Raw genomic sequence first — 25,782 nt, 5'->3', positions numbered from 1 at the left:
ATGAAGTAAAGTTGAGGGACTAGTATGTTTAAGTTAAGCGATAAATTAGAATTTCATAACAAAAGGAATGATATCTTAACTGTTGGTGAACTTCTCATAGATATGATATCTGATGACTATGATGACCATTTTGAGTGTAATTCGTATAAAAAGTTTTTCGGAGGATCACCCTCTAATATTGGTATGAACGTAAAGAGGTTAGGAATAAATTCACTTGTTGCATCAGCTGTTGGTGAAGATGGATTAGGGACCTTTTTAATCGGCTATTTGCGTAATGCCGGAATAAATACTGGCTGCGTGCAGCAGGTAGATTATTCGACAAGTATGGTAGTCGTATCAAAGAGTCAATTAACACCTGTTCCGATCTTTTATCGAGGGGCTGACTACCATTTAGCTTATACTTCTAAACTCGAAGAAGCCTTGCTAAATTCCAAGATTGTTCACTTTTCCTGCTGGCCAATCTCGATGGAACCAGTTCGTCAGACAATTGAAAAAGTGCTTGATGTGGCAGCTGAGAATAAGATTCTTGTATGTTTTGATCCAAATTATCATCCGATGATATGGCAAAAGGGTGAAGATGGTGTCGAATACGTGAAGTCTATTATTAGCAAAGTTGATATAATCAAGCCGTCAGAAGATGATGCCGAAAGATTATTCGGAAAAGATACCTATGAAAATCAAGTGCAGAAATTTTTACAGCTGGGCGCTAAACTTGTCATCATGACGTTAGGTAAAGATGGTGCGATTGTCTCGAATGGAATAGAGACGCTTAAATTGGACACCTTGGCCACAGAGGTAGTGGATACGACAGGTGCAGGTGACGCATTCTGGTCGGGATTTTATGCAGCAGTTGTCAAAGGATATTCAATCAGACAGGCGTTATCACTGGGTTTTGCCGTTAGTGCCTATAAATTGAAATATACCGGGGCAGTGGTCAATTTACCGACGCTAGAAGTCATCAAAGAAATGTACGGTTTAAAGGAGGAATAGGGAATGGCAGTAAAGAATCAAGTTCAGCTGATTACGTATCCAGATTCACTAGGGGGAGATTTAAAGACTCTTAATCAAGTGCTTCTTACGCATTTTTCGGATATTTTTAAAGGCGGAGTTCATATTTTGCCGCCCTTTCCTTCATCGGGTGACCGAGGTTTTGCTCCATTAACCTATTTAGAAATTGAGCCGAGCTTCGGTACATGGGAAGATATACGATCCATTGGAGAAAACTTTGATGTGTTGGTTGATTTAATGGTGAATCATATTTCCCAGAAATCCGAATACTTTCAGGACTTCTTAAAAAAAGGCCGTGGATCCAAGTATGCCGATCTGTTTATTACTTTGGATAAGCTTTGGAAGGATGGGCAACCGGTACAAGAAGATATTGAAAAAATGTTCTTGCGCAGACCATTACCCTATTCCACATTTACGATAGAAGAAACTGGTATAGAGGAAAAGGTATGGACAACGTTTGGTAAAACAGATCCTTCTGAGCAAATTGATTTAGATGTGAAATCAGAAAAAGTAAAACAGCTGCTTACAGATTTTTTTATGAATTTCAAAGAGCAAAATGTGAAAATCGTCAGGCTGGATGCTGTAGGATATATTATTAAAAAGCTTGGTACAAGCTGCTTTTTTGTCGAACCGGAAATCTATGAGTTTCTTGACTGGATTATGGAGCTAGCCCATTCTTTAGACATTGAACTGTTACCAGAGGTGCATGCCCATTATTCAATCCAATATAAATTGGCTGAGCATGGCTGCTGGATCTATGATTTTATTTTGCCATACCAAATTCTAGATACATTGATTAATAAGTCTAGCGGCGATCTTCGTCACTATCTTCAGACACGCCCGCACAAGCAGTTTACGATGCTTGACTGTCATGACGGGATTCCTGTGAAACCAGATATGGATGATTTGATTGATACAAAAGAGGCAAAAGCATTAGTTGATGTTTGTGTAGAGAGAGGTTCGAACCTTAGTCTTATTTTATCTGAAGACCACAAGGATAAGGATGGATTTGATGTCCATCAAATCAGATGTTCCTACTACTCCGTGCTTAATTGTGATGATGATGCTTACATAGCGGCAAGAGCGATTCAATTTTTTGCACCTGGCGTGCCGCAAGTGTATTATGTGGGACTGCTTGCAGGGGAAAACGATGTTGAAAAAACCGGGGAAGGCCGTGAAATTAACCGGCACAACTTCACACTTGATGAAATCGAACAGTCTCTTGAAAAAGATGTTGTCCAGCGTTTGTTAAAGTTGATACGCTTTAGAAATGAGTATGATGCTTTTAACGGGGAGTTTAAAGTTATAGAATCTTCCGATGATGAGATTCGCCTTTCTTGGCATCAGGCTGAAAAGTGGTGTACGTTGTTTATCGATCTTAAATCGAATAAATCGGTAATTGATTATCTTGACGATAAAGATCAGGTAGTTCAATATTTTGTATAATATATTGGATTATTTGAAATCCTTCAAATAGTGTAATGTTGACCCAGAGGGATTAATTCACCCTTTTGGGTCTCTTTTATTTTTTCAGGTATAATGTTAAATTGAATTTATAATAGATAAAGGTAAAGTCTAGATTAGTGGATTTGCTTACTTTTGTAAGGGGTTACGCTTTGAGGGGGGCTGAGATGTTTTTTTCCTTAAGAAATCGTTTATTTATCGTTTTTACATGTTTATTAACGATTCCATTACTCATATTGTCCATTATTATCCCAAGCTGGTTTACATCAATTATTGAATCTCAGACTCAGGAATTAACAATAGAAGCAATGGATCAGTACTCACTTTATATTGACTCAATCACAACGCAAGCTGAGGATTTAGGGAAGCAGGTTCTTGTCAATCAAACCACACAACAGTGGCTGAAGCTGGAAAATGCGGAGGCAAATATACCTAAAGAACAGAGCTTGCTGCAAAAGAATCAGCTCAAAACGCTGCTATCCTCTATGATGATTAACAATTCAAATGGAATGACTATTTCAGTCGTTCTTAATAATGGCGAAGGGACTTGGGGGAATAATCCCAATTTGCATAAAATAGATTGGTTTCAAGACTTTGCGATAAATGAACAACGATTTGTAAAGTCACATATTGATCCATATATGCCGGCACAAGGTAATAGTAATAGCTACATTTTACCACTCGTTGACTTAAATACGGTTGTTTCCTACGGATTTATAAAGGTCAATTTCCCTACCACTTTGTTAGAGACCGCCTTAAAAAAAATCACGATTGGAAAAAACGGACATGCCTATTTGCTGGATCAACAGGGGGCTAATGTTCTACAAGGGAAAATCAACACCCCTGCAAAGGTAGTAAACCAAAGTCTCAAAAAAATAAAAAATAGCCCTAAGGAAAAGGGGTTATTTGAAACGGAGTATTATGGAGAAAAATACATTGTTTTCTATCAAAATTTATCGGTGGGTGATTGGATTCTAGTCAGTGAAGTAACCAAGTCTGACTTATTTTCAAAAGTTTATCTTTTGCAGCGAAACCTACTTTTAATCAGCGTCATCGTTTTTTTGTTAACGATTTTAGCTTCTTTTATGCTTTCTTCCAATATCGTAAGTCCCTTAGGAAAACTAGCAAAAGCGATGAGATTTATGGAACGTGGAGATTTTTCGGGGGCCAAACGCTTTATGCCAACGATAAAATCCTCTAATAATGAGGTTGGATATGTTATAAAAGTGTTTGACCATACCATTGATCAATTAAAGAAGGTCATTGAAACGGAATATGAAGCTAATATTCGCCGAAAAGATGCTGAATACAAAGCCTTATTACTACAAATTAATCCACATTTCTTAAACAATACGCTTGAAATCATCGGAGGATTAGCGGCACAGGGGAAAAATAAAGAAGTCATGAATGTAAGCATCTACTTAGGCCGAATGATGCGATATTCCTTAAATACGCATAGTGATGTGGTGCATTTGGGTGAAGAACTTAGCTATATCCGAAGTTACACTGACATTTTAAAGGTGCGGTATGAAGATGCAATCACGATTAATTTCGACGAAGATTCAGAAACAAAAACGTTGCCTATTATTAAATTTATACTACAACCACTTGTAGAAAATGCAGTGAAATATAGTTTTATTGAAAAGGCATCTGCCGAGATTTTTATCAAAACGCGGAAGATAAACAATCAAGTATATATTGTTGTAGAAGATAAGGGGATAGGGATGTCGGAAGAAGTAATCTCTGACTTATTAAACGAAGAAAAAGAATATGAAATAAATAGTGTATTAAAAAGTAAAGGAAGCAGCATTGGGCTAAAGAATGTCCTTGGGCGCTTGAAGCTTTACTATGGTCAAAACTTTTCGTATCAGATTGAATCTGAAAAGAATGCGGGCACAAAGATTACATTATGTATAAATATTAATAGAGGTGATATCCATGATGAAGATCATGATCACAGATGATGAGATTCAAATTCGTAAAGGCTTACGGATGAAAGTGGATTGGGAAGAAGAAGGGTTTCAAATTGTTGGAGAAGCATCCAATGGGAAGGAAGCACTTGAATTGCTCGGTAAAATGGATATAGATGTCGTCCTTACCGATATGAGAATGCCCATTATGGATGGGATTGAATTAGCGAAGCGTTGTCAGCAAGAATTTCCGAACGTAAGAGTCATAGTTTTATCGGGATATTCCGATTTTGAATATGTAAGGGGATCAATGAAGGAAGGGGTGAAAGACTATTTGTTAAAACCGGTTGCCCCTGACGAATTAGTAGAAGTATTACGAAAAGTCGGTAAAGAAATAAAGGAAGAAAAGAGAAAACAAGTGGAAACAGCTCAGATGCGTCAGCTTGTTTACACCCAGCTGCAGGAAGTACAGGAACAATATTTGCTGTATTTAGTAAAAGAGGAATGGCTACAACTAAATTTGATAACAGAAAGGCTCCATCAGCTCCGGTTAGAGGAACTTGTAAATGAGAATGTATCCGTGCAATTTTTTACGGTGGAAATTAGAGTGAGCGATGACAATCCGTCAAGATTAAAGGAACTCTGGCTTCCTTTTCAAATGTTATGTAAGGAAATTGCTAAAGAGCATGCCGGAACGTATTCATTTTACGACCCAAGTTATGCAAATATGGTTCATTTTTTAAAGCTGATGGATAAGGAAATGGTATATAGTACTTCCAGTTTAGTGGAAAATATCCAACGCAATGTGAGGAAGTTGTTGAAATTAGAAACAGTGATTGGAATTGGGAATACAGTCACTGGTCTTCCAAATTTTAAGATGGGTTATATTTCAAGTTTACTTGCTTGGAGCCAAAGTCATCTTGGTTCACAATCGCAGGTGATTGACGCGGCAATCACGAAAGAGGAAGTATTTGAAGTATTACCTGATTTTGAGAGAAAGTTAACAAATGCAGTCGAAAATGTAAATTTTGGAGCATTTAAGGAAAATATTCACACTTTATTGCATGGGAATGGAAACCAATCGATTTTATCCTTTTCATTTGCCGCCAATCGGGTGTTATTTTTGTTAGAATCGCTGGCAAGGAAATATGATAACGAAACGAAGGATATTCAAAAAATGATTTGGAATTGCCAACAAAGTATTTGGGAACTCAACTCCCAAAGTAGGGTGATTGAGAATCTCCTTCAATTAGCGCAACAAATTATTGAAAAGGTTCGAACTGCACGCTTTTCGAATGGGAAATTAATTGTTGATAGTGTTCGGCATTATTTGGACCAGCATTATGCCAGTGAAATTTCACTTACATTATTATCTGAACTGTTTCATATCAATAGTGCGCATTTATCTGAGACGTTTAAAAATTATATAGGGCAGAATTTTAGTGATTATCTTGTAAACTTACGAATGGAGAAAGCCCAACAGTTCCTGAGAGATAAGCAACTTAAAATCATTGATGTCGCAAACTTAGTGGGCTTTTCTAACTCAGGATATTTCAGTACTGTTTTTAAAAAGCACATTGGACAAACACCTGTGGAATTTCGAAATTCTTTGGATTCATAAGTTTTAAAAAGTTAGGAAAGAGAGGGAATGTAGATGAAAAAGTGGCCTACAATAATTATTTTTGCCATTCTGCTTATTACTATTTTAGTATTTGCGTTGTCCTTTTTTGATACATTCTCTGGCAGCTCAAAAGATAATGAGAAGAAAACAAATACTTCCAACAGAATCCAGCTGACGTTCTGGCGAAACTACGGGAATGCAGCGGAAAATAAGGCATATGAAGAATTGGTTTCTTCTTTTGAAAAAGCTAACCCCCATATTGCGGTGAATATGAAGTCCATTCTATATAGCGATTATGAAATAAGGCTGAGAACAGAGCTTGCTGCAGGGAACCCTCCAGATATAATGACCATTGACAGTCCAACCCTGGCGCTATATGCCAATGCAGGGTCGCTACTATCAATTGATTCGTTTATGAGAACAGAGGGAAAGATGGAGGATATACCAGTCTCAACCTTAAAAGGGTTAAGTTATCATGGAGAAATTTATCTTGCCCCTATCGTAGAGTCAAGCATTGCTCTATTTTATAATAAACATCTTTTTAAAGAAGCGGGTGTCTCTTTTCCAACAGAAGACCCCAATAACCCCTTAACATGGGATGAGGTTTTGGAGATTGCCAAAAAGGTAAATAATCCCGCGAAAGGAATCATCGGCATTGACCCCGCACAGGGGTTTGGTGGCGGAGAATCTCCAGCCTATTTTAAAACCCCGCTCCTATGGCAGTTTGGTGCCAGCGTTTTAAGCCCTGATGGAAGTACCGCCAGCGGATATTTGGATTCAAAAGAGGCAATAGAGGCTCTTCGATTTTACCAAAATCTGTATCATAAAAATGGAGTGGCTGCATTTGAATTACCACCGGCCGTATTCGAGTCGGGTAAGCTTGGGATGACTGTGCTGGGCTCATGGACACTATCGGATTTTGAAAAAAATCACCCCGAATTCAAACTTGGAGAGGATTTTGGGATAACGCCACTGCCAAAGGAAAAGAATCAGTTTGTTCCAAATGGAGGCTGGGCACTCGGAATCTCCGCAAAATCAAAACATCCTAAGGAGGCTTGGAAGTTTATTAAATATGTAACTGGTTATGAAGGCATGAAAAAATATGTCACCATAACTGGTGATATACCTGCGAGATATTCCGTTGCGGAAGATTTCCCAAAGCTTAATGAATATCCGGCAAATATATTTTTACAGCAAGCACAAAAGTATTCAAGAAACCGTCCGATTACACCTGCCTATGCGGTTGTCAGTGATACAATCAAGAAATTATTTGAGGACGTTGGAATTGGCGGAAAGGATGTAAAGACTTCTGCGAAAGAAGCGGTAGAAACCATCAATACAGCCTTAAAGGAAATACAAAATCAATAATTATCATTAATTTACCCCTCTAGTTTTGTAACTAGAGGATTTTTTATTTTCACTTGTAACTTGAAAATTGTGAAGCGAATGAGACCGTTTTCAAGTGCCGAAAATTTTAAATGCCGTTTTCCGAAGATATTAAACTCTCTCTTTTTTCAATTTTGTTAAAGTTAAAATCAGAAAAGAAATTACAAACAAGTAGATAGGAGGTAAAGAGATTGCAAGAATTAGTAAATGCTTCAAAAGATACAGCTGTACAAATAAAGACAAAAAAGAAAGCGGCATCAAAAGTAAAATATCAATTGGAGTATATCAGGAAAAACTACTATCTTTACTTGCTTATCGCGCCAGCCGTTATTCTTACCATTATATTTAAATATATACCCATGTATGGTGCCATTATTGCCTTTAAAGATTTCAGTACGATTAAAGGTATTTTAGGCAGTGACTGGGTGGGGTTTGATAATTTCACTAAATTTTTATCCTCACCTAACTTTGCAGACATTTTTTTGAATACGCTTAAACTCAGTTTCTATGGTTTAATCCTTGGGTTTCCAGTCCCTATCATCCTTGCATTAATGATTAACCAATTACGCAGGGCGGGGATAAAGAAGAATATTCAGCTCGTTCTCTATGCCCCAAATTTTATTTCCGTGGTCGTTATTGTTGGGATGGTATTTATTTTCTTATCACCAACAGGCCCTATCAATCAAATCGTTAGCTTCATAACGGGGAAGCCGCTTATGTTTATGTCCAATCCAGATTACTTCCGATCCATCTATATTATCTCAGGAATTTGGCAGGCGGCAGGCTGGTCCTCCATTATATACGTTGCAGCGTTAGCAAATGTTGATCCTGAATTGCACAATGCGGCGACAATAGACGGAGCAAATATTTTGCAAAGAATTATCCATATTGATTTACCGACACTTAAACCGTTAATGGCGGTTACCTTTATTTTAGCGGCGGGAGGCATTATGTCGATTGGCTTTGAAAAAGCTTATTTAATGCAAACCTCAATGAATCTGCCATCTTCCGAAATCTTGCCAACTTATGTTTATAAAGTAGGTTTACAAGCAGGGGATTATGCCTATTCAACAGCTGTTGGCCTGTTTAATTCCGTCATAAACGTGATCTTGTTGGTGGTAGTGAATAAAATCGTTAAGAAATTAAACGAAGGAGAAGGTTTATATTAACGAGAAAGGAGTCTTGATATGAATATAAAGCATACTCGCATAGATCGCCTCATATTAAGCTTGAATAATATCTTTCTATGCATCGCCGTTTTAGTTGTCTTAGTTCCTTTGGTGTATGTCGTTCTTGCATCATTTATGGATCCAACCGTGCTATTAAATAAAGGGATATCATTTCACTTTTCAGATTGGAGTTTTAAAGGTTACAAGCTGATTCTATCTAATGATGCGATGGTACGAGGCTTTCTTAATTCCATACTCTACTCAGTTGGTTTTGCCGTTATAACTGTTGTCGTATGTATTTTTGCAGCCTATCCGTTATCTATTAATGGTTTTGTTGGGAAGAACTTCTTCATGACACTATTTATAGTTACCATGTTCTTCGGCGGCGGGCTGATCCCAACGTATATGGTTATAAAAGACTTAGGCATGTTAAACACTATATGGGCCATTTTGGTGCCTGGAGCTGTAAACGTTTGGAACATTATTTTGGCGAGGACTTACTTTAAAGGAATTCCCTATGAATTACATGAAGCAGCAAAGGTAGACGGAGCATCGGATCTGCTAATCTTCTTTAAGATTGTCTTACCGCTTTCAAAACCTATTATTTTTGTATTGGCCATGTACGCTTTTGTAGGCCAATGGAACTCTTATTTTGATGCGATGATTTATCTCGAAGATCCTGATTTACACCCATTACAATTAGTTTTGAGATCAATCTTGATTCAAAATCAAACGGGACCTGGGATGATTAGTGATCAATTGGCAATGGCGGAACTGAAAAAGCTATCGGAAATGATTAAATATTCATCCATTGTGATTTCCAGTCTGCCGCTAATGATTATGTATCCATTCTTCCAGAAGTACTTTGAAAAAGGTGTCATGGTTGGCTCATTGAAATAATGAACTAATAAACTAGACATTTGCAAATGCTTACACAAACAAATTGGAGGGTATTTCATGAAAAATGTAAAAAAGGTTATGGCCGCATCACTTGCAACGATATTACTAGTTTCAGGCTGCAGTAATAGCGGGAAAAGTGAAACAGCATCTAAGGAGTATAAACTAAATGATATTACCTTTCCATTAAAGGAAAAGGTAACATTAAACTTTATGACTCAAAGCTCACCATTAGCCCCATCAGATCCAAATAAAAAATTAATTTATAAGCGTTTAGAAAAAGATTCAGGAGTTCACATTAAGTGGAAGAATTACACATCCGATTCTTTTGTTGAAAAAAGAAACCTTGCCATTGCGAGCGGTGATATGCCTGATGCCATTCTAGATGCAGCATATGGAGACTATGATTTATTAAAACTAGCAAAAGATGGTGCGATTGTTCCAGTTGAAGATTTAATTAAGAAGCACATGCCTAATCTAGAAAAAGTTCTTGAACAAGCACCTGAATATAAAGCGATGATGACGGCTCCTGATGGGCATATTTATTCTTTCCCATGGATTGAGGAACTAGGTTCAGGGAAAGAAAGTATTCACTCTGTGGATGATTTTCCTTGGATCAATGTAGAGTGGTTAAACAAATTAGGGTTAAAAATGCCAACAACAACAGAAGAATTAAAGCAAGTATTGATTGCCTTTAAAACCCAAGATCCAAATGGAAACGGAAAAGCTGATGAAATACCAATGTCATTTATCGGCAAACAAGCCGGCGGGGAAGACTTAGCATTCTTATTTGGCTCATTTGGCCTTGGTGAAAACTGGGATCATACAGTTGTAACCAACGACGGTAAAGTTACTTTCACTGCATCGGATAAAGGGTATAAAGAGGGAATTAAATTTCTTAATGAGTTGTATAAAGAAGGCCTGATCGATGTTGAGGCTTTTGAACAAGATTGGAACACATACCTAGCAAAAGGTAAGGACGATCGGTATGGTTTATATTTCACTTGGGACAAAGGCAATATTACCGGTATGAATGACAAATATGAATTGATGCCGCCATTAGCGGGTCCGGATGGAAATGTAAATGTTGCGAGAACCAATGGTATGGGATTTGACCGAGGAAGAATGGTCATTACAAGTGCGAACAAAAATCTGGAGTTAACAGCAAAATGGATTGATCAATTATACGAACCAAAACAATCAGTACAAGACAACTGGGGAACTTATGGTGATAAGAACCAGCAAAATATTTTTGAATTAGACGAAGCAGCAGGAATGCTGAAGCATTTGCCTTTAAACGGAGCAGCGCCGGTAGAATTGAGACAAAAAACAAATATTGGCGGGCCATTAGCCATTTTAGATGAGTATTATGGAAAAGTGACCACAAAACCAGATGATGCAGCGTGGAGATTAGGATTAATGAAGGATGTCATGGTCCCTCATATGAAGGCGGAAAATATTTATCCTAAAGTATTTTTCTCCTTAAAAGAACTAGACAGGCTTTCAGCTATTGAAACAGATATGTTTGCCTATGTGATGAGAAAACGTGCAGAATGGATTCAAAATGGTAAAGTAGAACAAGAATGGGATGGCTATTTGAAAGAATTGGATCGTTTAGGTCTGCAAGAGTGGTTAAAAATTAAGCAATCCGGTTACGATAGAAACACAAAATAATAGTCTATTAAATAAATAGGGAATATAGGCTGTACACTACAAAAATCGTACAGCCTTCTTCCAGTTTCCAAGTTGCTAAAAAATAAAAAAGGGGAATCACATAATGAAACAAATATATAGCGAAAAGCATCGTCCGCAATTTCATTTTTCACCGAAAGAAAAATGGATGAACGACCCTAACGGAATGGTCTATTTTAATGGAGAGTATCACCTTTTCTATCAATTCCACCCATTTGGGATAACTTGGGGGCCTATGCATTGGGGGCATGCCGTTAGTAAGGATTTAATTCATTGGGAACAGCTGCCGATTGCTTTATATCCGGATGAGCATGGAGCGATTTTTTCTGGAAGTGCAGTTGTGGATTGGAATAATACGACAGGTTTTTTTGAAAATGCCCCTGGTTTAGTTGCAATCTATACAAGTGCCGACAATTACCCTGAATCAGACAGGCCTCGTCAACGCCAGAGTCTCGCTTATAGCAGTGATAATGGTAGAACGTGGACTAAGTACGAAGGAAATCCTGTACTTTCAGACGTTGCTATTACCGATTATCGTGACCCAAAGGTTTTTTGGCATCAAGAAACCGAAAAATGGGTGATGGTATTGGCTACTGGACAATCCGTCACCATTTATACATCTACTGACCTAAAAGAGTGGAAATTTGCCAGTGAATTTGGCAATCATGCCGGGTCACATGATGGTGTTTGGGAATGCCCTGATTTATTTGAATTACCAGTAAATGGTGATGAAAATAATCAAAAATGGGTGATGTTTGTCAGTATCGGTGATAACCATGAGTTCAAGGAGGGTTCGAGAACACAATATTTTATTGGTGCTTTTGACGGGACAACATTTCATAATGAAAATCCTGACGAAAAGGTTCTTTGGTTAGATTATGGCAGGGATAATTACGCAGGTGTAAGCTGGTCTGATATCCCATCAAAAGATGGGAGAAGAATGTATATTGGCTGGATGAGCAACTGGCGTTATGCGAATCAAGTACCGACTGAGGGCTGGCGCAGTGCGATGACATTGCCAAGAGAATTATCGTTAACTGCCAGCGAGATAGGCGTTCGCGTCATCCAAAAGGTGGTATCAGAAATAAATGTGATTCGAAACGGTTCGGAAAGTTACAAAGATCTAACAATAGAATCGAACCAAACTAAGACTTTTACTATGGTCAGTCCATTAATAGAAGTGAATATTGCGTTTGAAAAACAAACCTCGACATCCTTTGGTATCGTTTTTCAAAGTTCTAACGATGAAAAGATAGGAATTCGCTATGATGTAGAAAAGGAACTGTTGCTCGTCGATAGAACGAAAGCTGGAGAAAATAGCTTTTCAGAGTCATTTTCAACCGTACAAGAAGCCCCCTTAAAGATGGAAAATGATCGGATTAAGCTGCAAATCATTATTGATGCTTCTTCCATTGAGGTATTTGCAAATGATGGCAAGGCAGCCCTAACAAGCTTAATTTTTCCCAACCGGCCATATGAGCAAATGGCATTGTTTTCGAATGAAGGATCTACCCTAGTGTCCTCGTTAAGCTTAACGGAACTTAATTCGATATGGGATAAGTGATTTTGTCCTCATGAACGTACATTGAAATGAGAGGTTGAGAGTAAATGAATACAAATTCATCAGTCATTTGTATTGGAGAATTATTAATTGATTTTTTCTGTACAGATGTGGATATTGACTTAGTTGAAGGTCAAAATTTTGAAAAGCAGGCCGGAGGAGCCCCCGCTAATGTTTGCGCAACAGTCGTAAAATTGGGGGGCAATGCATTATTCAGTGGAAAAGTTGGAAATGATCCATTTGGGCATTTTTTAAGGAATGCATTAGATGAAGTGAATGTCGATACCTCTATGCTGGTACTCGATCATGAACATCCAACAACACTTGCCTTTGTTTCATTAAAAGCAAATGGAGAAAGAGATTTTGTTTTTAACCGTGGGGCGGATGCCTTCTTAACCGAAAACGACCTTGATAAAAAAAGAATAATGGAATCGAGTATCCTGCACTTCGGTTCAGCAACCGCTTTATTAGTTGATCCCTTTCAATCTACCTATTTACATCTCATGCAAGCAGCAAAGGAAGAAGGGAAGTATATCTCATTTGATCCTAACTACCGAATTGACCTTTGGAAAGGCAAGAATGATCGCTTTGTTGATTTAGCCAAAAAGGGAATCGCGCTTGCTGATTTTGTAAAGGTTAGCGATGAGGAATTAAAAATTATCTCTGGCATGAACGATGTAAGTAAAGGAATCACAGTTCTTCATCAGTTTGGAGCAGCTGTAGTAGCTGTTACCTTAGGAAAAGAAGGAACGATGATTTCGAATGGTCAAAATTCGGCATTAGTTCCAAGTATATCAGTAAATTCTATTGATTCTACTGGTGCAGGTGATGCCTTCGTAGGAGCAACGCTTTACCAATTAGCTAAAGAGGATGAGCCGAAAAAAGTTTTACAAGACTTTGAAAATCTAAAAGGAATCATTTCCTTTAGTAATAAGGTAGGAGCAATGGTTTGTACGAAAGTGGGAGCCATTACTGCATTACCCTCCCATGAGGAAGTAAAACAGTTTAGATGAATAAGAGATTGAAAAAGGATATGCGGAAGAGCCCTTCTTAATAAAGGGCTCTTTATCGTTTTTTTTTAGGTCCGTCTATATACTCCAGGTGATTTTCCGTATTTCTTTTTAAAAACCTTATGAAAATAAGGATAACTGCCAAATCCGCATTCTATAGCAATCTGATCAAGTGTCATAGATGTATATTTCATCCGCTCCATGGCTGCCGCCAGCCGAATTTCCTGCGCATATTCCATCATTGTTTTCCCCACACTACTTTTGAATAAATGAATAGATCGGGAGATACTTAGACCGGCATGCCGTGCAACATCTTCAACCTTAAAGACTGTCATGGCATGCTCTTCAATATAGCGCATCATCCGTGTCACCGGATAAGGATGACTGAATGAGGAACCTGCTTCGCTGATGACACGTTCTAGAGTTAGACAAAGAGATCGAAGTAAATATCCGGTAAGCTCTTCATTTTGACTGGATTGTGGACGGCGTTTTTCAATCATAATATAACGCCATAATGCTAACAGCTTTTCATCCAACTCGATTTGAGAGACATCTGGCTTGGCGAAACCGCTCCACCACTCGTCAATCCAAGTACCTTCGCAGATTAAGTGATAGTCACCGCTTACTTGTCCCTCCTTAACCAACAGTTCATAATGATCCCCTGGTTTAATTAGCAGGAGATCGCCTTTCTCAAGATTCATTTTTCTCCCTTTTACCACTACCTCACAAATCCCTTCTGTTTGCAAGCGGAACAGATAGGAAGGGTATCCGGATTTATGTTGGGAATGGTATCCAATTGTATGAAATGAATAGCCGCAGAATAATATGTTTGTCTTCATTTACTCACCTTCAAAAAATAGCAAAATAGTAGATGTTTTGATTATATCATCTATGTTGATTTATCAATAAGTATTGTAGGATGTAATCAAATAAGTGATGTTTAAAGGAGTGAAGGCTAAGGATGTCAAATATACCAGTAGCAGTACAAATGTACACATTGCGGGAAGAAAGCGAGCAAGATTTTGCTGGCACCCTGAAAAAAGTGGCGGAACTAGGCTTTGATGGCGTTGAGTTTGCAGGGTTTGGAGGATTGACAGCAAAAGAGGTAAAGGCGTTATTGGATGAATTTGGACTGCAGGCAGCGGCAAGCCATATACCGCTTGATGAATTGGAAAACAATCTAGCCGGGGTCATTGATGATCAAAAAATAATAGGAAGTAAATATATTGTCTGTCCCTACCTAATGCCAGATCGTCGAAGTGAAGAGGATTATAAAAAGCTTATTTCCTTTTTGGATCAAGCTGGTGCAACGTGTCGTAGTGAAGGGATTACCCTTTGCTATCATAATCATGATTTTGAATTGGAGCGCTTATCCGACGACAGAATGGCACTTGAATCTATTTTTGAAGACACAAATAGTGAAAATCTAAAGGCAGAACTAGATGTATATTGGCTGACAAAAGCAGGTGAAAAGCCAGTGGAATGGATCAATCGCTATCAAAATCGAACACCGCTTATTCATTTGAAAGATATGACAATGGATGCCGATCAATTTTTTGCAGAGCTTGGAACAGGTGGAGTTGATATTGAAGCTGTGCTCAGTATTGGCGAAAAAGCCGATGTCCAGTGGTGGATCGTCGAGCAGGATTCATCCCGCAAGACGCCATTTGAAAGCATTGAAATTAGTAGGGATTATTTAGAAAAGATTGGAATTATGTAATCTTCATAGTTCAATATTTTCCACCCTATCTGTCAATGTAAGCAGTTTCATAATTATTTTGATTCTCTAAAATTATAGATAAAGTGAACGATTAAAAGGAGTGTTTGATTATGTTGAATATAACAGTATGGAATGAAAACCGTCACGAACAAAAGAATCCAATGGTTAGAGATATATACCCGAACGGAATCCATGGGACAATTGCTGAATTTCTTAAGGCTGATGGATTCAAAGCAGGAACGGCTACTCTTGATGAGCCAGAACATGGTTTGACGGATGAAGTATTAGCTAACACTGATGTTTTAGTATGGTGGGGCCATTTAGCACACGGCGAAGTAAAGGATGAAATCGTGCAAAAGGTGCAGCAGCGTGTACTAGACGGCATGGGACTGATTGTTCTTCATTCCGGTCATTTCTCCAAAATCTTTAAAACATTAATGGGAACAAGCTGTGATTTGAAATGGCGCGAAGCAGATGAAAAAGAACGTCTTTGGGTCGTAGCGCCAAACCATCCAATTGTTGAAGGAATTGGCGAATATATCGAATTAGAAAAAGAAGAAATGTACGGCGAGCATTTTGATATTCCACAGCCAGATGAACTTATTTTTACAAGCTGGTTTGAGGGAGGCGAGGTATTCCGCAGCGGTTGTACATACAAACGCGGGAATGGAAAAGTGTTCTACTTCAGACCAGGACATGAAACGTATCCAACCTACCATAACGAACAAATCCAGCGTGTAATCATCAATGCAGTCAAATGGGCGCAGCCAGTCAAACGCGAACGTCCAATCTATGGAAACGCCAAGCCTTTAGAAGAAATTAAAGGAGGAAAATAATCATGGGAAAATTAAGAGTTGGAGTGATCGGCTGCGGAAGCATTGCGCAGCACCGTCATTTACCTGAATATAAAGCAAATAAAAATGTAGAGCTAATTGCGGTTTGTGATATCAATGAAGAGCGTGCAAAGGAAGTAGCTGAAAAATTTGGAGCCGTTGCTTACACTAGCTATGAAGAGTTAATAACTAGCGGTACAGTGGATGCGGTCAGCGTTTGTACGCCGAATTATCTTCATGCACCAATCTCGATTGCGGCATTAGAAGCAGGCCTGCATGTGCTATGTGAAAAACCAATGGCAACATCGAAACAAGAAGCAGAGGCAATGATTGCAGCTGCAAAAGCAAGCGGCAAAAAATTAATGATTGCGCACAATCAGCGTTTCGTTCCTTCACATCAAAAAGCACGACAGCTAATTGCGAGCGGCGAAATAGGCAAAATTTACAGTTTCCGTACTGCTTTTGGTCATGGCGGCCCGGAAGGCTGGAGTGTCGAGGGAAAAGAAGGCTGGTTTTTTCAAAAGGAAAAAGCGTTTGTGGGTGCGATGGGCGATTTAGGTGTTCATAAAACGGACTTATTGCGATATGTATTAGGAGAGGAAATAGTCGAAGTTGGTTCCTTTGTAGAAACGAGTGCAAAGGACTTCGCCACGGTCGACGACAACGCTGTTTGTGTGTTAAAAACAGAAAGCGGCATTATCGGTACGTTAGCGGCAAGCTGGGCATACGTAAGTAAGGAAGATAATTCTACTATTATATATGGTGAAAAGGCGATTCTTCGCTTAGAAGAAGACCCAACACATTCGCTCGTGGTTCAATATGCAAATGGTGAAGTAGTTAAATATGAGCTTGGAAAAATCCAGTCCAATGATGAAGGCGGTCAAAATACCTCCCATGTGATTGATAAGTTTGTGGATTGTGTTCTTCTTGATGATGAGCCGCCAGTTCCGGGTGAGGAAGGCATGAAGTCTTTAGAGGTTATTTTAGCAGCACTCAAGTCAAATGAAACTAAACAAATTGTAAGAGTGAACTAAAGATGAAAAAACTTCGTATTGGAATTATAGGAGTAGGCGGTATTGCACAGGATCGACATATCCCGGCTTTTCTTCAATTAAATGATAGGTGTGAAATTACAGCGGTAAGTGATGTAAACATCGAACGCGCAAATCAAATTGCAGAAAAACATAGCATCACATATGTTTTCCAGGATTACAAGGAGCTTTTTTCGAAGGTGGATGCCGTTTGTATTTGTACACCGAATAAATTTCATGCTGAAATTACGATTGCTGCCTTTGAGGCAGGAGTCCACGTTTTGTGCGAGAAGCCTATGGCACTGAGTGCAAATGAGTGCGAGGCAATGATTACAGCTTCTGAAAAAGCCGGAAAAGTTCTGGCCATTGCGTATCACTACCGTTTTATGAAAGAAGTTCAAGCCGCGAAGAAGGTAATGAACGAAGTTGGGACACCGCTTGTCGTTAGAGTCCAAGCATTAAGACGCCGCAAAGTACCGGGTTGGGGGGTTTTTACCAATAAAGACCTTCAAGGCGGGGGCAGCCTCATCGATTTTGGCTGTCATCTTCTTGACTTAGCCCTATGGCTGATGGGAAATCCAAAGCATATCGAGGTGTCAGGCACCACTTATAATGAGTTAAGCAGAATCCCTGATCAAGTGAACCAATGGGGAACATTTGATCACGAAACCTTTAATGTCGATGATCATGTTACGGCTTATATGAAATTTGAAAATGGCGCTTCTATGTTGTTCGAGACATCATGGGCAGCGAATATTAAAGATGATGTAGCAAATGTCAGCATTTCAGGTATCGACGGCGGTATTAATGTGTTTCCTTTTGAACTATATACCACAAAGAACGGAATGTTGTTAAATAGCCAAGCTGCCTGGATTCCAGGTGAGGACAATCCAGGATTGTCGCAGGCAAAAAACTTTATCGATGCCTGTTTGGGATTAGCTGAGTTGATTGTAAAGCCTGAGGAGGCGTTACAAGTTTCACAGATCATTGATCGTATTTATGAGAGTGGAGGGACTACACTATGAAACTAGGTGTGTTTACCGTTTTATTTGCGGAAAAATCGTTCGAAGAAATGCTGGATACTGTAAAGGAAGCTGGTTTGAGTGCGGTTGAAATTGGAACTGGCTGCTATCCGGGCAACAACCATTGTGATTTAGATGCGTTGTTGGAAAGTGAAGCTGCCCGTGTAGAGTATATTCAAAAGGTTGAAGAACGCGGGCTGATGATTAGTGCATTCAGCTGCCATGGTAATCCAATTTCTCCTGAAAAGGAATTTGCTCAGAAGTCTCATGATACTCTTTTAAAAACCATTAAATTAGCCTCGTTACTTGGTGTACCGGTTGTCAACTGTTTCTCCGGTACAGCTGGCGACCATGAAGGGGCAAAATATCCAAACTGGCCAGTTACTCCATGGCCGAATGAATATGGTGATGTATTAAAGTGGCAGTGGGAAGAAAAGCTGATTCCCTACTGGAAAGAAGTTGGCCAATATGCTAAGGATCACAATGTGAAAATTGGCCTTGAGCTTCATGGCGGTTTCTTAGTCCATACACCATACACATTGTTAAAACTCCGCGCGGAAACATGTGATGCCATCGGTGCTAACTTAGATCCAAGCCATATGTGGTGGCAGGGAATTGATCCTGTTGCCGCTATTAAGATTTTGGCAAAAGAAAATGCAATTCATCATTTCCATGCAAAAGACACCTACATTGATCAGGAAAATGTCAATATGTATGGGTTAACGGATATGCAGCCATACGGTGAAGTACGTTCGCGTGCTTGGACTTTCCGTTCAGTCGGATGCGGACATAGTTTAAAAGAATGGTCGGATATGATGAGTGCTCTTCGCACATATGGTTATGATTATGTTGTCAGCATCGAACATGAGGATCCAATCATGTCAATCAACGAAGGCTTTAACCGTGCTGTAGTAAATTTGAAATCGGTGTTAATTGAGGAACCCGTTTCGCAAATGTGGTGGGTTTAACAGCTAACTTTTAAAAAGAGGTGCAGCATGAGCAAAAAATGGTGGAAAGAAAGTGTCGCCTATCAGGTTTACCCAAGAAGCTTCATGGATAGCAATAGTGACGGGATTGGTGATTTAAAAGGAGTAACCTCCAAACTAGATTACTTAAAAGAGTTAGGGATTGATGTCATTTGGCTGTCGCCAATGTTCAAATCGCCGAATGATGACAATGGCTATGATATATCTGATTATCAGGACATTATGGATGAATTCGGGACGATGGACGATTTCGATGAGCTGCTTGAAGGCGTTCATCAGCGCGGCATGAAGTTGATCTTAGATTTGGTCATCAATCATACAAGTGATGAGCATCCATGGTTTATTGAATCTCGTTCTTCTAAGAATAATCCAAAGCGTGATTGGTATATTTGGCGGGATGGTAAAGATGGAAAACAACCTAATAATTGGGAATCGATTTTCAGCGGTCCTGCATGGAGATATGATAAAGAAACTGACCAATATTTCATGCACATCTTTTCTGCCCGTCAGCCTGATTTAAACTGGGAAAATCCTGATGTTCGAGATGCGCTGCACAAAACGGTGAATTGGTGGCTGGATAAAGGAATCGACGGCTTCCGGGTGGATGCCATTTCCCATATCAAAAAAGAACCTGGTTTCCCGGATATGCCTAACCCGGACAATTTAGATTATGTCCCATGTTTTCCAAAAATGATGAATGTCGAGGGCATTGATGGTTGGTTACAGGAGCTTTCTGAGAAAACAATCAAGAACTATGACGTGATGACCGTTGGCGAAGCTAACGGTGTTGGGCTTGATGATGCTGATCGCTGGGTTGGCGAAGAAAATGGCTATTTCAATATGATTTTTCAATTTGAATTTTTAAACCTTTGGAATAAGGATGCCGACGGCGGTACCGATGTCCGAGCCTTGAAAAAGAATTTAACCAAGTGGCAAATTGGGCTTGAAGGTAAAGGCTGGAACGCATTATTTATTGAAAACCATGACCAGCCGCGCCGGGTTTCAAGCTGGGGCAATGATACGAAATATTGGAAGGAAAGCGCCAAGATGCTTGGTGCACTATACTTCCTCATGAAGGGCACGCCTTTTATCTATCAGGGTCAGGAAATTGGGATGACCAATGTCCAATTCCCAACGATTGAAGAATATAATGATGTCGGGATGGTCAATTTTTACAAAGTGGAAACAGCAAAGGGCCGTCCGCATGACGAAATTATGGAGATCATTTGGAAGCAATGCCGTGACAATGCCCGGACACCGATGCAATGGGACGCCACCAACATGGGTGGATTTACAACGGCAGATCATACATGGCTGGGGGTAAATCCTAACTTTCCGGAAATCAACGTCGCGAAGCAAGTAAACGATCCGGACTCTATTTTGAATTTTTATAAAAAATTGATACAATTACGCAAAGATAATCGATTATTTGTTTACGGCACCTATGAATGTTTGCTGCCAAACCATCCTAGATTGTTTGTATATACACGCAAATTAGGCAGCCGCAAGGCAATTGTTATTAATAATTTCGGTGCAAAAGAAACTAGATTTAAATTGCCATCAAGTGTGTCCTTTAAAACAGCTGAACTTGTCCTAAATAATTATCAATTAGCGAATCATAAATTACGAAAAGAGTTCACTCTTAAGCCGTATGAAACAAGGGTATATTTATTGCAATAAAAAAAGACGATTCGGTTTCCGAATCGTCTTTTTGCTGTCTCCAGCTAAGTTAAGCAGTTACTTTAGGTTTTCCACGATTGCCAATCTCTTTTTTGCTCAATTTTCTAAAGAATGGAACGACCCATCTGTCTAAACCAATTTTTCCAGCGTTACAACCTGCTGCCAAGATGATGAAACCAAGGAGGATGTCTGTTGGGTTGTGAGATACAGTTCCAGCTAGGAAGAAGCTGAAGTTCATCACTAGACCAAAGAACATGGCGGCGGTAGTTAAGCAGCCTAAGAGTAAGCCCAAACCGATTAATAATTCACCCCAAGGGACAATGAAGTTAAAGATTTCAACATTTGGTAAGGCAAAGCCTTTTAAGAATTCGACGTACCAGCCGTAAACAACACTTCCGTCTGGGCCCTTCACCGGATTAGCGGTTGCCCCTTTCAAAAATCCAGCTGCATCAAACCCGCCAGTTAGTTTGTGTAATCCAGCTGTGAACCAAGCATAACCGAGATATAATCGTATGACTGTTAAGAGGACGGCAGAGATTTTATTTTCCCTTAAAAATTTATTAAACATAATTCCTTCCGCCTTTCGTTTATTATTTTGTTTCTCTTTCTACTTCCAATATATTAGATTTTTCCATTAAAAACATGACAATAGTGATAAGTTCAAATTTTGTTCGAAATGTTTTGACAAAGGAGTGAACAACACAAAAGTGTCATATTTTAGGTTATCAATAATTAAGGAATAAATTTCGACTCTTTCTCACTAAACCAAAGCAAAGTGATGAATTTGCTTCCACTGGTAAAACCTTCGATTGTTAAAAAAGTCGAATTTTGTTATTTTATAGGTATAATATTTTAGTGGATTGACCAAATGAATGGATACAAGGGAGAAGATTTTTTAAATGAGGAACCCGAATAAATTAAACTATCAACATATATGTATATTAATTCTTTGTTTAATTGTCTTTTCATTGTTGCTTGATTTTGTAGCTGCATCTCTTTTTCCACACATTCAGTTTTTTAAGTATGCTTCCACTATCCTTCTAATTGGAATAGTACCTGTCCTGATTGTTACGATTAAGGGAATAGGGAAAAATGACGAAGAGCTTAGGCAAAGTAAACAGAAATTGAAAAATATCTTTGATACGCTGGATGTCGCCATTTGGTCACATGATTTGAAGTCCGATACGCTATTAATTACCCCAGGAATAGAAAAATTATATGGTTATTCTTATATCGATTTTTATAAGGATTTAGATTTGTGGAGAAAAGTTATATATCCAGACGATTTACATCTTTTATCTGATAGAGAAAAGAAATTAGCCGGAGGAAAGACTGTAACAAGTGAGTATCGGATTATTCGCCCTGACGGTGAAGTTCGTTGGATTCAGGACAGGGGATTTCCAACGCTTGATCTTGACGGAAACTTTGTTGATTTTAATAGTGTTTTGTTTGATATAACCGACCGAAAAGAAAGTGAAGACCGCTATCGTAGTCTAGTAGAAATGTCCCCTGATATTGTTGCTGTTGTCAACCAAAATAGAATCGAATATATTAATGAAGCGGGCTGTATGCTAATAGGAGCTAAATATCCGGAAGAGATCATTGGACAATCTCCGTTGAAATTTGCCCCTGCAGAAATTGTTGAAGCATTTAAAATAATGAAAAGCCAGGAAAAAAGAACAAGACTTGAATTCCAGATTAGACAACTGAATGGAGAGACCATTGATGTGGAAATGGCTTCGACTACCCTTTTTTATGAAGGCAGGTTTGCTGTCCAGGTGGTGGGCAGGGATATCACGGAACGAAAGGTTGCCGAGAGGACAATTAAGAGCTTAGCCTATCATGATTCGTTGACTGGTTTAGCAAATCGAAATAGATTTAGGGATTACCTTAACAAAGTGCTGAATCGGTCTCATACGAATAAAATGCTGGCTGTATTATTTTTAGATTTAGACCGGTTTAAAATTATTAATGATACTAAGGGTCATACGGTTGGAGATAGAATTCTGCAAAAGGTAGCGAACCGGTTGGAAATAGCTGTTCAAGAGGAAGGGTTTGTATCAAGGCAAGGCGGGGACGAATTTATTATATTACTTGATGATACTGATAAAGAAAAAGCAGCAATAGTAGCCCAGCGAATTCTTTATGAATTTTCTAAACCCTTCGAAGTAAATAATCAGGAATTTTTCGTTACTCCAAGTATTGGAATTAGCCTTTATCCAACAGATGGCAATGATGAGGAAACCTTAATAAAAAATGCAGACACGGCTATGTACCAGGCGAAAGAACGTGGGAAAAATAATTTCCAGTTCTATTCCTCTAATTTAAATGGCCTATCTGTTCGGAAGATGGAGTTGGAAATTGGCTTAAGAAAAGCGCTGGAAAACAATCAATTCACGCTTCATTATCAACCGCAGATGTCCCTAGTAACAGGGAAATTAGTGGGATTAGAGGCGTTAATTCGTTGGCAGCATCCGGAGCATGGATTTATTGCACCTTCTGAATTCATTCCATTGGCAGAAGAAACTGGACTGATTGTTCCAATTGGAAAATGGGTGTTGTGGGAAGCTTGCAACCAAAGAAAGGCTTGGGAAAGCATCGGCCTTTGCGATGTTCCAATCGCCGTCAATGTTTCGGTTCGCCAATTTGAGGATGACCATCTGATTGAATATATTTCAACCGTATTGGATGAAGTGGGTCTGGAGGCAACCCAATTAGACTTGGAAATTACCGAAAGTATTATGCAAAACTTTGAGAATTCAACGGTCATTCTAAATCAGTTGAAAGAACTTGGTGTATTACTGTCCATCGATGATTTCGGAACAGGCTATTCCTCGTTAAGCTATTTAAAGTACCTTCCGATCGATAAAATAAAAATTGATAAATCCTTTGTCGATGATATTCTTTACCATTCAAACCAAGGTGTGATGGTAAAAACGATTATTGATATGGGGATGAATTTGAATTTTACCGTTATTGCCGAGGGGATCGAGACAGTTGAGCAACTATCTTTTCTAAAGGAAAATGCTTGTAAGATTGGTCAAGGCTATTTGTTTAGCAAACCACTCCCAGCTTGTGAAATGCAAAATTATCTTTTAAATAGAAAAAGTGGTGCCCCGATTTGAATTAGGGTACCACTGTTTTTATCTTATTTACATATCAATCTTAAGTGCTAAACATGCGCTTCTATCTTTTTAACCTTCCGCACACGCTCCCACGGTTTTGAAAGCCAGCGTTTCAAGGCGAAACAGCCCCTGAGCCATTCATCTGCCCCTGAGGCAAGCCAAATGCCTAATAATCCTAAGCCATAATGAACACCGAGTAGATAACTAAGTGAAACAGCAATGCCCCACATTGAAATCATGCCAATGATGACTGGAAAGCGAACGTCACCTGCAGACTTGAGAGAACTCATCAAAACGATATTCATTGCCCTGCCGGGTTCAACAAAGACAATTGCCCATAAAACTGGCAGACTGACAGCAATGATGCTTGGGTCTTTTGTGAATAACTCCAGGATTGGCGATCCAATTAAAGCAATGATGAGTGAAGTAACAAGGGAGGCGACCATCGAAATCTTTAGCGTGCGAATGCCTCGCTGGAGTGCCCGATTAAATTGCCTGCCGCCAATGTCACGTGCCACAAGGAGCTGTGTCCCTTGGGCAATCGCGAGAGTGAACAAAAAACAGAGCATGTTAATATTTAATATATACACACGGGCAGCCAGGGATGCCGTTCCCATCGAAACAACAAAGCTTGTAATAATCAGCTGGGATAGTTGATAGGAAAGATTCTCGCCCGCTGATGGGATGCCAATTTCTAAAAGCCCTTTGATGTCTTCCTTTTTCGCATTAAAAATATCGCGAAAAGTCAGTTTTAAAGATAGTCTGTTATACACAAGGTAAATGAGGGCGCAAACGGCATATGCCCGTGCGATCACCATCGCCCACGATACACCTGTTACTCCTGTAATTGGCAAGCCAAAAATCCCCGAGATGGCGATAATATTTCCGGCAATACTAATAAAGTCCATCACCACGGTTACAACCATTGATTCCTTCGTATACCCATGACTGCGGAGGACAGCACTTAATGCAAGTGAGATCGATTCAAAAAAGAGAGAGATTCCACAAATTCGAACAAATATTAATCCGTAGTCGAAAACTTTACCCTGAATATCGAATAAGCGTAAAAGCTGTTCGCCAAAAAGGAAAACAATGACCGCCACCATAATGCCAAACCAAAAGTTTAATCCGAAGACAGAGCGAGACAGCCGCCTTGCCTGTTTCATGCGGCCGGCACCGAGGTTTTGGCTGATCAAAACTGTTGCTCCAATCGAAGTAACCGTAAAGACTAAAATAAAAATGTTCAATAGTTGGTTTGCCACACCTACTCCGGCTGCTGCCTCATCCGAGTAATGGCTTAACATGAACGTAGCGATGATGCCCATACCCATATGTAGGGCTAGCTCAATAAAGAGTGGCCAGGAAATGCTGAATAACGATTGTTCCTGATACCTGTTAGTTTGATCCTCCAAGCTGCAATACTCCTTTGTCCTATTATCTTATGAAAATATAATTTCCATTGTACACCTAACAGGGGTTAATAGGTATCCCTTTTCATTAATCTTACGCTGGATCGCGACCTGTAAGAATATTAATAAAAAAATACCTGCTGACTTCAGAGAATTTCTAAGTCTTACAGATATTTTTAATAGATAAGAAAGAAATTTTCGACTTTGAGAAATGTCTAGCTCCAGCGCCCTAGCGACTAGTGTCCTTCGCTCTCCGCC

At 39.2% G+C, this 25,782-nt stretch carries 20 protein-coding genes; 17 read left to right on the top strand and 3 right to left on the bottom strand.

Annotated elements, in window-relative coordinates; translation table 11 throughout:
• Positions 1–24 precede the first annotated feature (24 nt).
• The 10 genes from BABA_RS07970 (at position 25) to BABA_RS07925 (ending at position 13,721) form a co-directional block, all read left to right on the top strand.
• Positions 25–990 carry a carbohydrate kinase family protein gene (locus tag BABA_RS07970; protein WP_007084646.1) on the top strand — a complete coding sequence of 322 codons (966 nt, stop codon included), beginning with the start codon at positions 25–27 and terminating at the stop codon, positions 988–990.
• A 3-nt stretch (positions 991–993) separates the two neighbouring features.
• Entirely contained in the window at positions 994–2,454 is a 1,461-nt protein-coding gene (gtfA, locus tag BABA_RS07965) for a sucrose phosphorylase (RefSeq protein WP_007084645.1), read from the top strand.
• Between the two features lie 185 nt (positions 2,455–2,639).
• Positions 2,640–4,436: a sensor histidine kinase gene (locus BABA_RS07960; protein WP_007084644.1), complete on the top strand. Its 1,797-nt coding sequence runs from the start codon at positions 2,640–2,642 to the stop codon at positions 4,434–4,436.
• Positions 4,414–6,003 (top strand): response regulator transcription factor, encoded by a 1,590-nt coding sequence (locus tag BABA_RS07955; RefSeq protein WP_007084643.1) that lies wholly within the window; start codon positions 4,414–4,416, stop codon positions 6,001–6,003. Before BABA_RS07960 ends, BABA_RS07955 begins: the two co-directional genes overlap by 23 nt.
• 33 nt (positions 6,004–6,036) lie before the next feature.
• Positions 6,037–7,371, top strand: coding sequence for an ABC transporter substrate-binding protein (locus BABA_RS07950; RefSeq protein ID WP_007084642.1), 1,335 nt, complete (start codon positions 6,037–6,039; stop codon positions 7,369–7,371).
• Positions 7,372–7,622: 251 nt separating this feature from the next.
• The gene (locus tag BABA_RS07945; RefSeq protein WP_087946596.1) at positions 7,623–8,558 is read left to right on the top strand and encodes an ABC transporter permease; all 936 of its coding nucleotides are present in this window, start codon (positions 7,623–7,625) and stop codon (positions 8,556–8,558) included.
• Between the two features lie 18 nt (positions 8,559–8,576).
• Complete coding sequence (locus BABA_RS07940; RefSeq protein ID WP_007084640.1) at positions 8,577–9,458, top strand: carbohydrate ABC transporter permease; 882 nt, start codon at positions 8,577–8,579, stop codon at positions 9,456–9,458.
• Between the two features lie 57 nt (positions 9,459–9,515).
• Positions 9,516–11,129: an ABC transporter substrate-binding protein gene (locus BABA_RS07935; protein WP_007084639.1), complete on the top strand. Its 1,614-nt coding sequence runs from the start codon at positions 9,516–9,518 to the stop codon at positions 11,127–11,129.
• A 103-nt stretch (positions 11,130–11,232) separates the two neighbouring features.
• Complete coding sequence (locus BABA_RS07930; protein ID WP_007084638.1) at positions 11,233–12,711, top strand: glycoside hydrolase family 32 protein; 1,479 nt, start codon at positions 11,233–11,235, stop codon at positions 12,709–12,711.
• 44 nt (positions 12,712–12,755) lie between these two features.
• Positions 12,756–13,721 carry a carbohydrate kinase family protein gene (locus BABA_RS07925; protein ID WP_007084637.1) on the top strand — a complete coding sequence of 322 codons (966 nt, stop codon included), beginning with the start codon at positions 12,756–12,758 and terminating at the stop codon, positions 13,719–13,721.
• 65 nt (positions 13,722–13,786) lie between these two features.
• On the opposite strand, the gene BABA_RS07920 is transcribed toward BABA_RS07925, so the two are convergent.
• Positions 13,787–14,557 (bottom strand): AraC family transcriptional regulator, encoded by a 771-nt coding sequence (locus tag BABA_RS07920; protein ID WP_007084636.1) that lies wholly within the window; start codon positions 14,555–14,557, stop codon positions 13,787–13,789.
• A gap of 122 nt (positions 14,558–14,679) precedes the next feature.
• Between BABA_RS07920 and BABA_RS07915 the strand changes: the two genes are divergently transcribed.
• From BABA_RS07915 to BABA_RS07890, 6 genes are all read left to right on the top strand, one after another.
• Positions 14,680–15,438 (top strand): sugar phosphate isomerase/epimerase family protein, encoded by a 759-nt coding sequence (locus BABA_RS07915; protein ID WP_007084635.1) that lies wholly within the window; start codon positions 14,680–14,682, stop codon positions 15,436–15,438.
• Positions 15,439–15,548: 110 nt separating this feature from the next.
• A complete protein-coding gene (locus BABA_RS07910; RefSeq protein ID WP_007084634.1) occupies positions 15,549–16,274 on the top strand; it encodes a ThuA domain-containing protein in 726 nt (241 codons plus the stop codon).
• A gap of 2 nt (positions 16,275–16,276) precedes the next feature.
• A complete protein-coding gene (locus tag BABA_RS07905; protein ID WP_007084633.1) occupies positions 16,277–17,305 on the top strand; it encodes a Gfo/Idh/MocA family protein in 1,029 nt (342 codons plus the stop codon).
• Positions 17,306–17,307: 2 nt separating this feature from the next.
• Entirely contained in the window at positions 17,308–18,327 is a 1,020-nt protein-coding gene (locus BABA_RS07900; protein ID WP_007084632.1) for a Gfo/Idh/MocA family protein, read from the top strand.
• Positions 18,324–19,292, top strand: coding sequence for a sugar phosphate isomerase/epimerase family protein (locus BABA_RS07895; RefSeq protein WP_007084631.1), 969 nt, complete (start codon positions 18,324–18,326; stop codon positions 19,290–19,292). Before BABA_RS07900 ends, BABA_RS07895 begins: the two co-directional genes overlap by 4 nt.
• A gap of 27 nt (positions 19,293–19,319) precedes the next feature.
• Entirely contained in the window at positions 19,320–20,990 is a 1,671-nt protein-coding gene (locus BABA_RS07890) for a glycoside hydrolase family 13 protein (protein ID WP_007084630.1), read from the top strand.
• Positions 20,991–21,039: 49 nt separating this feature from the next.
• On the opposite strand, the gene BABA_RS07885 is transcribed toward BABA_RS07890, so the two are convergent.
• Positions 21,040–21,558, bottom strand: a complete 519-nt coding sequence (locus BABA_RS07885) for a DoxX family membrane protein (RefSeq protein WP_007084629.1) — start codon at positions 21,556–21,558, stop codon at positions 21,040–21,042.
• Between the two features lie 331 nt (positions 21,559–21,889).
• Here BABA_RS07885 and BABA_RS07880 point away from each other — a divergent pair, with 331 nt between their 5' ends.
• Positions 21,890–24,115 carry a bifunctional diguanylate cyclase/phosphodiesterase gene (locus BABA_RS07880; RefSeq protein ID WP_007084628.1) on the top strand — a complete coding sequence of 742 codons (2,226 nt, stop codon included), beginning with the start codon at positions 21,890–21,892 and terminating at the stop codon, positions 24,113–24,115.
• 47 nt (positions 24,116–24,162) lie between these two features.
• Here the strand turns inward: BABA_RS07880 and BABA_RS07875 are convergent, their stop codons facing one another.
• A complete protein-coding gene (locus BABA_RS07875) occupies positions 24,163–25,527 on the bottom strand; it encodes an MATE family efflux transporter (RefSeq protein ID WP_007084627.1) in 1,365 nt (454 codons plus the stop codon).
• Between the last annotated feature and the right edge of the window lie 255 nt (positions 25,528–25,782).

The organism is Neobacillus bataviensis LMG 21833, from assembly GCF_000307875.1.
Taxonomy (GTDB): domain Bacteria; phylum Bacillota; class Bacilli; order Bacillales; family Cytobacillaceae; genus Neobacillus; species Neobacillus bataviensis.
The sequence above is the reverse complement of the archived record's forward strand: the minus strand, read 5'-3'. Positions and strand labels throughout refer to the sequence as shown.

Excerpts from the sequence above, each read along its gene's own strand:
- gtfA (WP_007084645.1), top strand. The coding sequence starts at position 994 with ATGGCAGTAAAGAATCAAGTTCAGCTGATTACGTATCCAGATTCACTA.
- BABA_RS07925 (WP_007084637.1), top strand. The coding sequence starts at position 12,756 with ATGAATACAAATTCATCAGTCATTTGTATTGGAGAATTATTAATTGAT.
- BABA_RS07960 (WP_007084644.1), top strand. The coding sequence starts at position 2,640 with ATGTTTTTTTCCTTAAGAAATCGTTTATTTATCGTTTTTACATGTTTA.
- BABA_RS07935 (WP_007084639.1), top strand. The coding sequence starts at position 9,516 with ATGAAAAATGTAAAAAAGGTTATGGCCGCATCACTTGCAACGATATTA.
- BABA_RS07900 (WP_007084632.1), top strand. The coding sequence starts at position 17,308 with ATGAAAAAACTTCGTATTGGAATTATAGGAGTAGGCGGTATTGCACAG.
- BABA_RS07940 (WP_007084640.1), top strand. The coding sequence starts at position 8,577 with ATGAATATAAAGCATACTCGCATAGATCGCCTCATATTAAGCTTGAAT.
- BABA_RS07950 (WP_007084642.1), top strand. The coding sequence starts at position 6,037 with ATGAAAAAGTGGCCTACAATAATTATTTTTGCCATTCTGCTTATTACT.
- BABA_RS07955 (WP_007084643.1), top strand. The coding sequence starts at position 4,414 with ATGAAGATCATGATCACAGATGATGAGATTCAAATTCGTAAAGGCTTA.
- BABA_RS07885 (WP_007084629.1), bottom strand. The coding sequence starts at position 21,558 with ATGTTTAATAAATTTTTAAGGGAAAATAAAATCTCTGCCGTCCTCTTA.
- BABA_RS07970 (WP_007084646.1), top strand. The coding sequence starts at position 25 with ATGTTTAAGTTAAGCGATAAATTAGAATTTCATAACAAAAGGAATGAT.
- BABA_RS07930 (WP_007084638.1), top strand. The coding sequence starts at position 11,233 with ATGAAACAAATATATAGCGAAAAGCATCGTCCGCAATTTCATTTTTCA.
- BABA_RS07890 (WP_007084630.1), top strand. The coding sequence starts at position 19,320 with ATGAGCAAAAAATGGTGGAAAGAAAGTGTCGCCTATCAGGTTTACCCA.
- BABA_RS07910 (WP_007084634.1), top strand. The coding sequence starts at position 15,549 with ATGTTGAATATAACAGTATGGAATGAAAACCGTCACGAACAAAAGAAT.
- BABA_RS07880 (WP_007084628.1), top strand. The coding sequence starts at position 21,890 with ATGAGGAACCCGAATAAATTAAACTATCAACATATATGTATATTAATT.
- BABA_RS07920 (WP_007084636.1), bottom strand. The coding sequence starts at position 14,557 with ATGAAGACAAACATATTATTCTGCGGCTATTCATTTCATACAATTGGA.
- BABA_RS07915 (WP_007084635.1), top strand. The coding sequence starts at position 14,680 with ATGTCAAATATACCAGTAGCAGTACAAATGTACACATTGCGGGAAGAA.
- BABA_RS07905 (WP_007084633.1), top strand. The coding sequence starts at position 16,277 with ATGGGAAAATTAAGAGTTGGAGTGATCGGCTGCGGAAGCATTGCGCAG.
- BABA_RS07895 (WP_007084631.1), top strand. The coding sequence starts at position 18,324 with ATGAAACTAGGTGTGTTTACCGTTTTATTTGCGGAAAAATCGTTCGAA.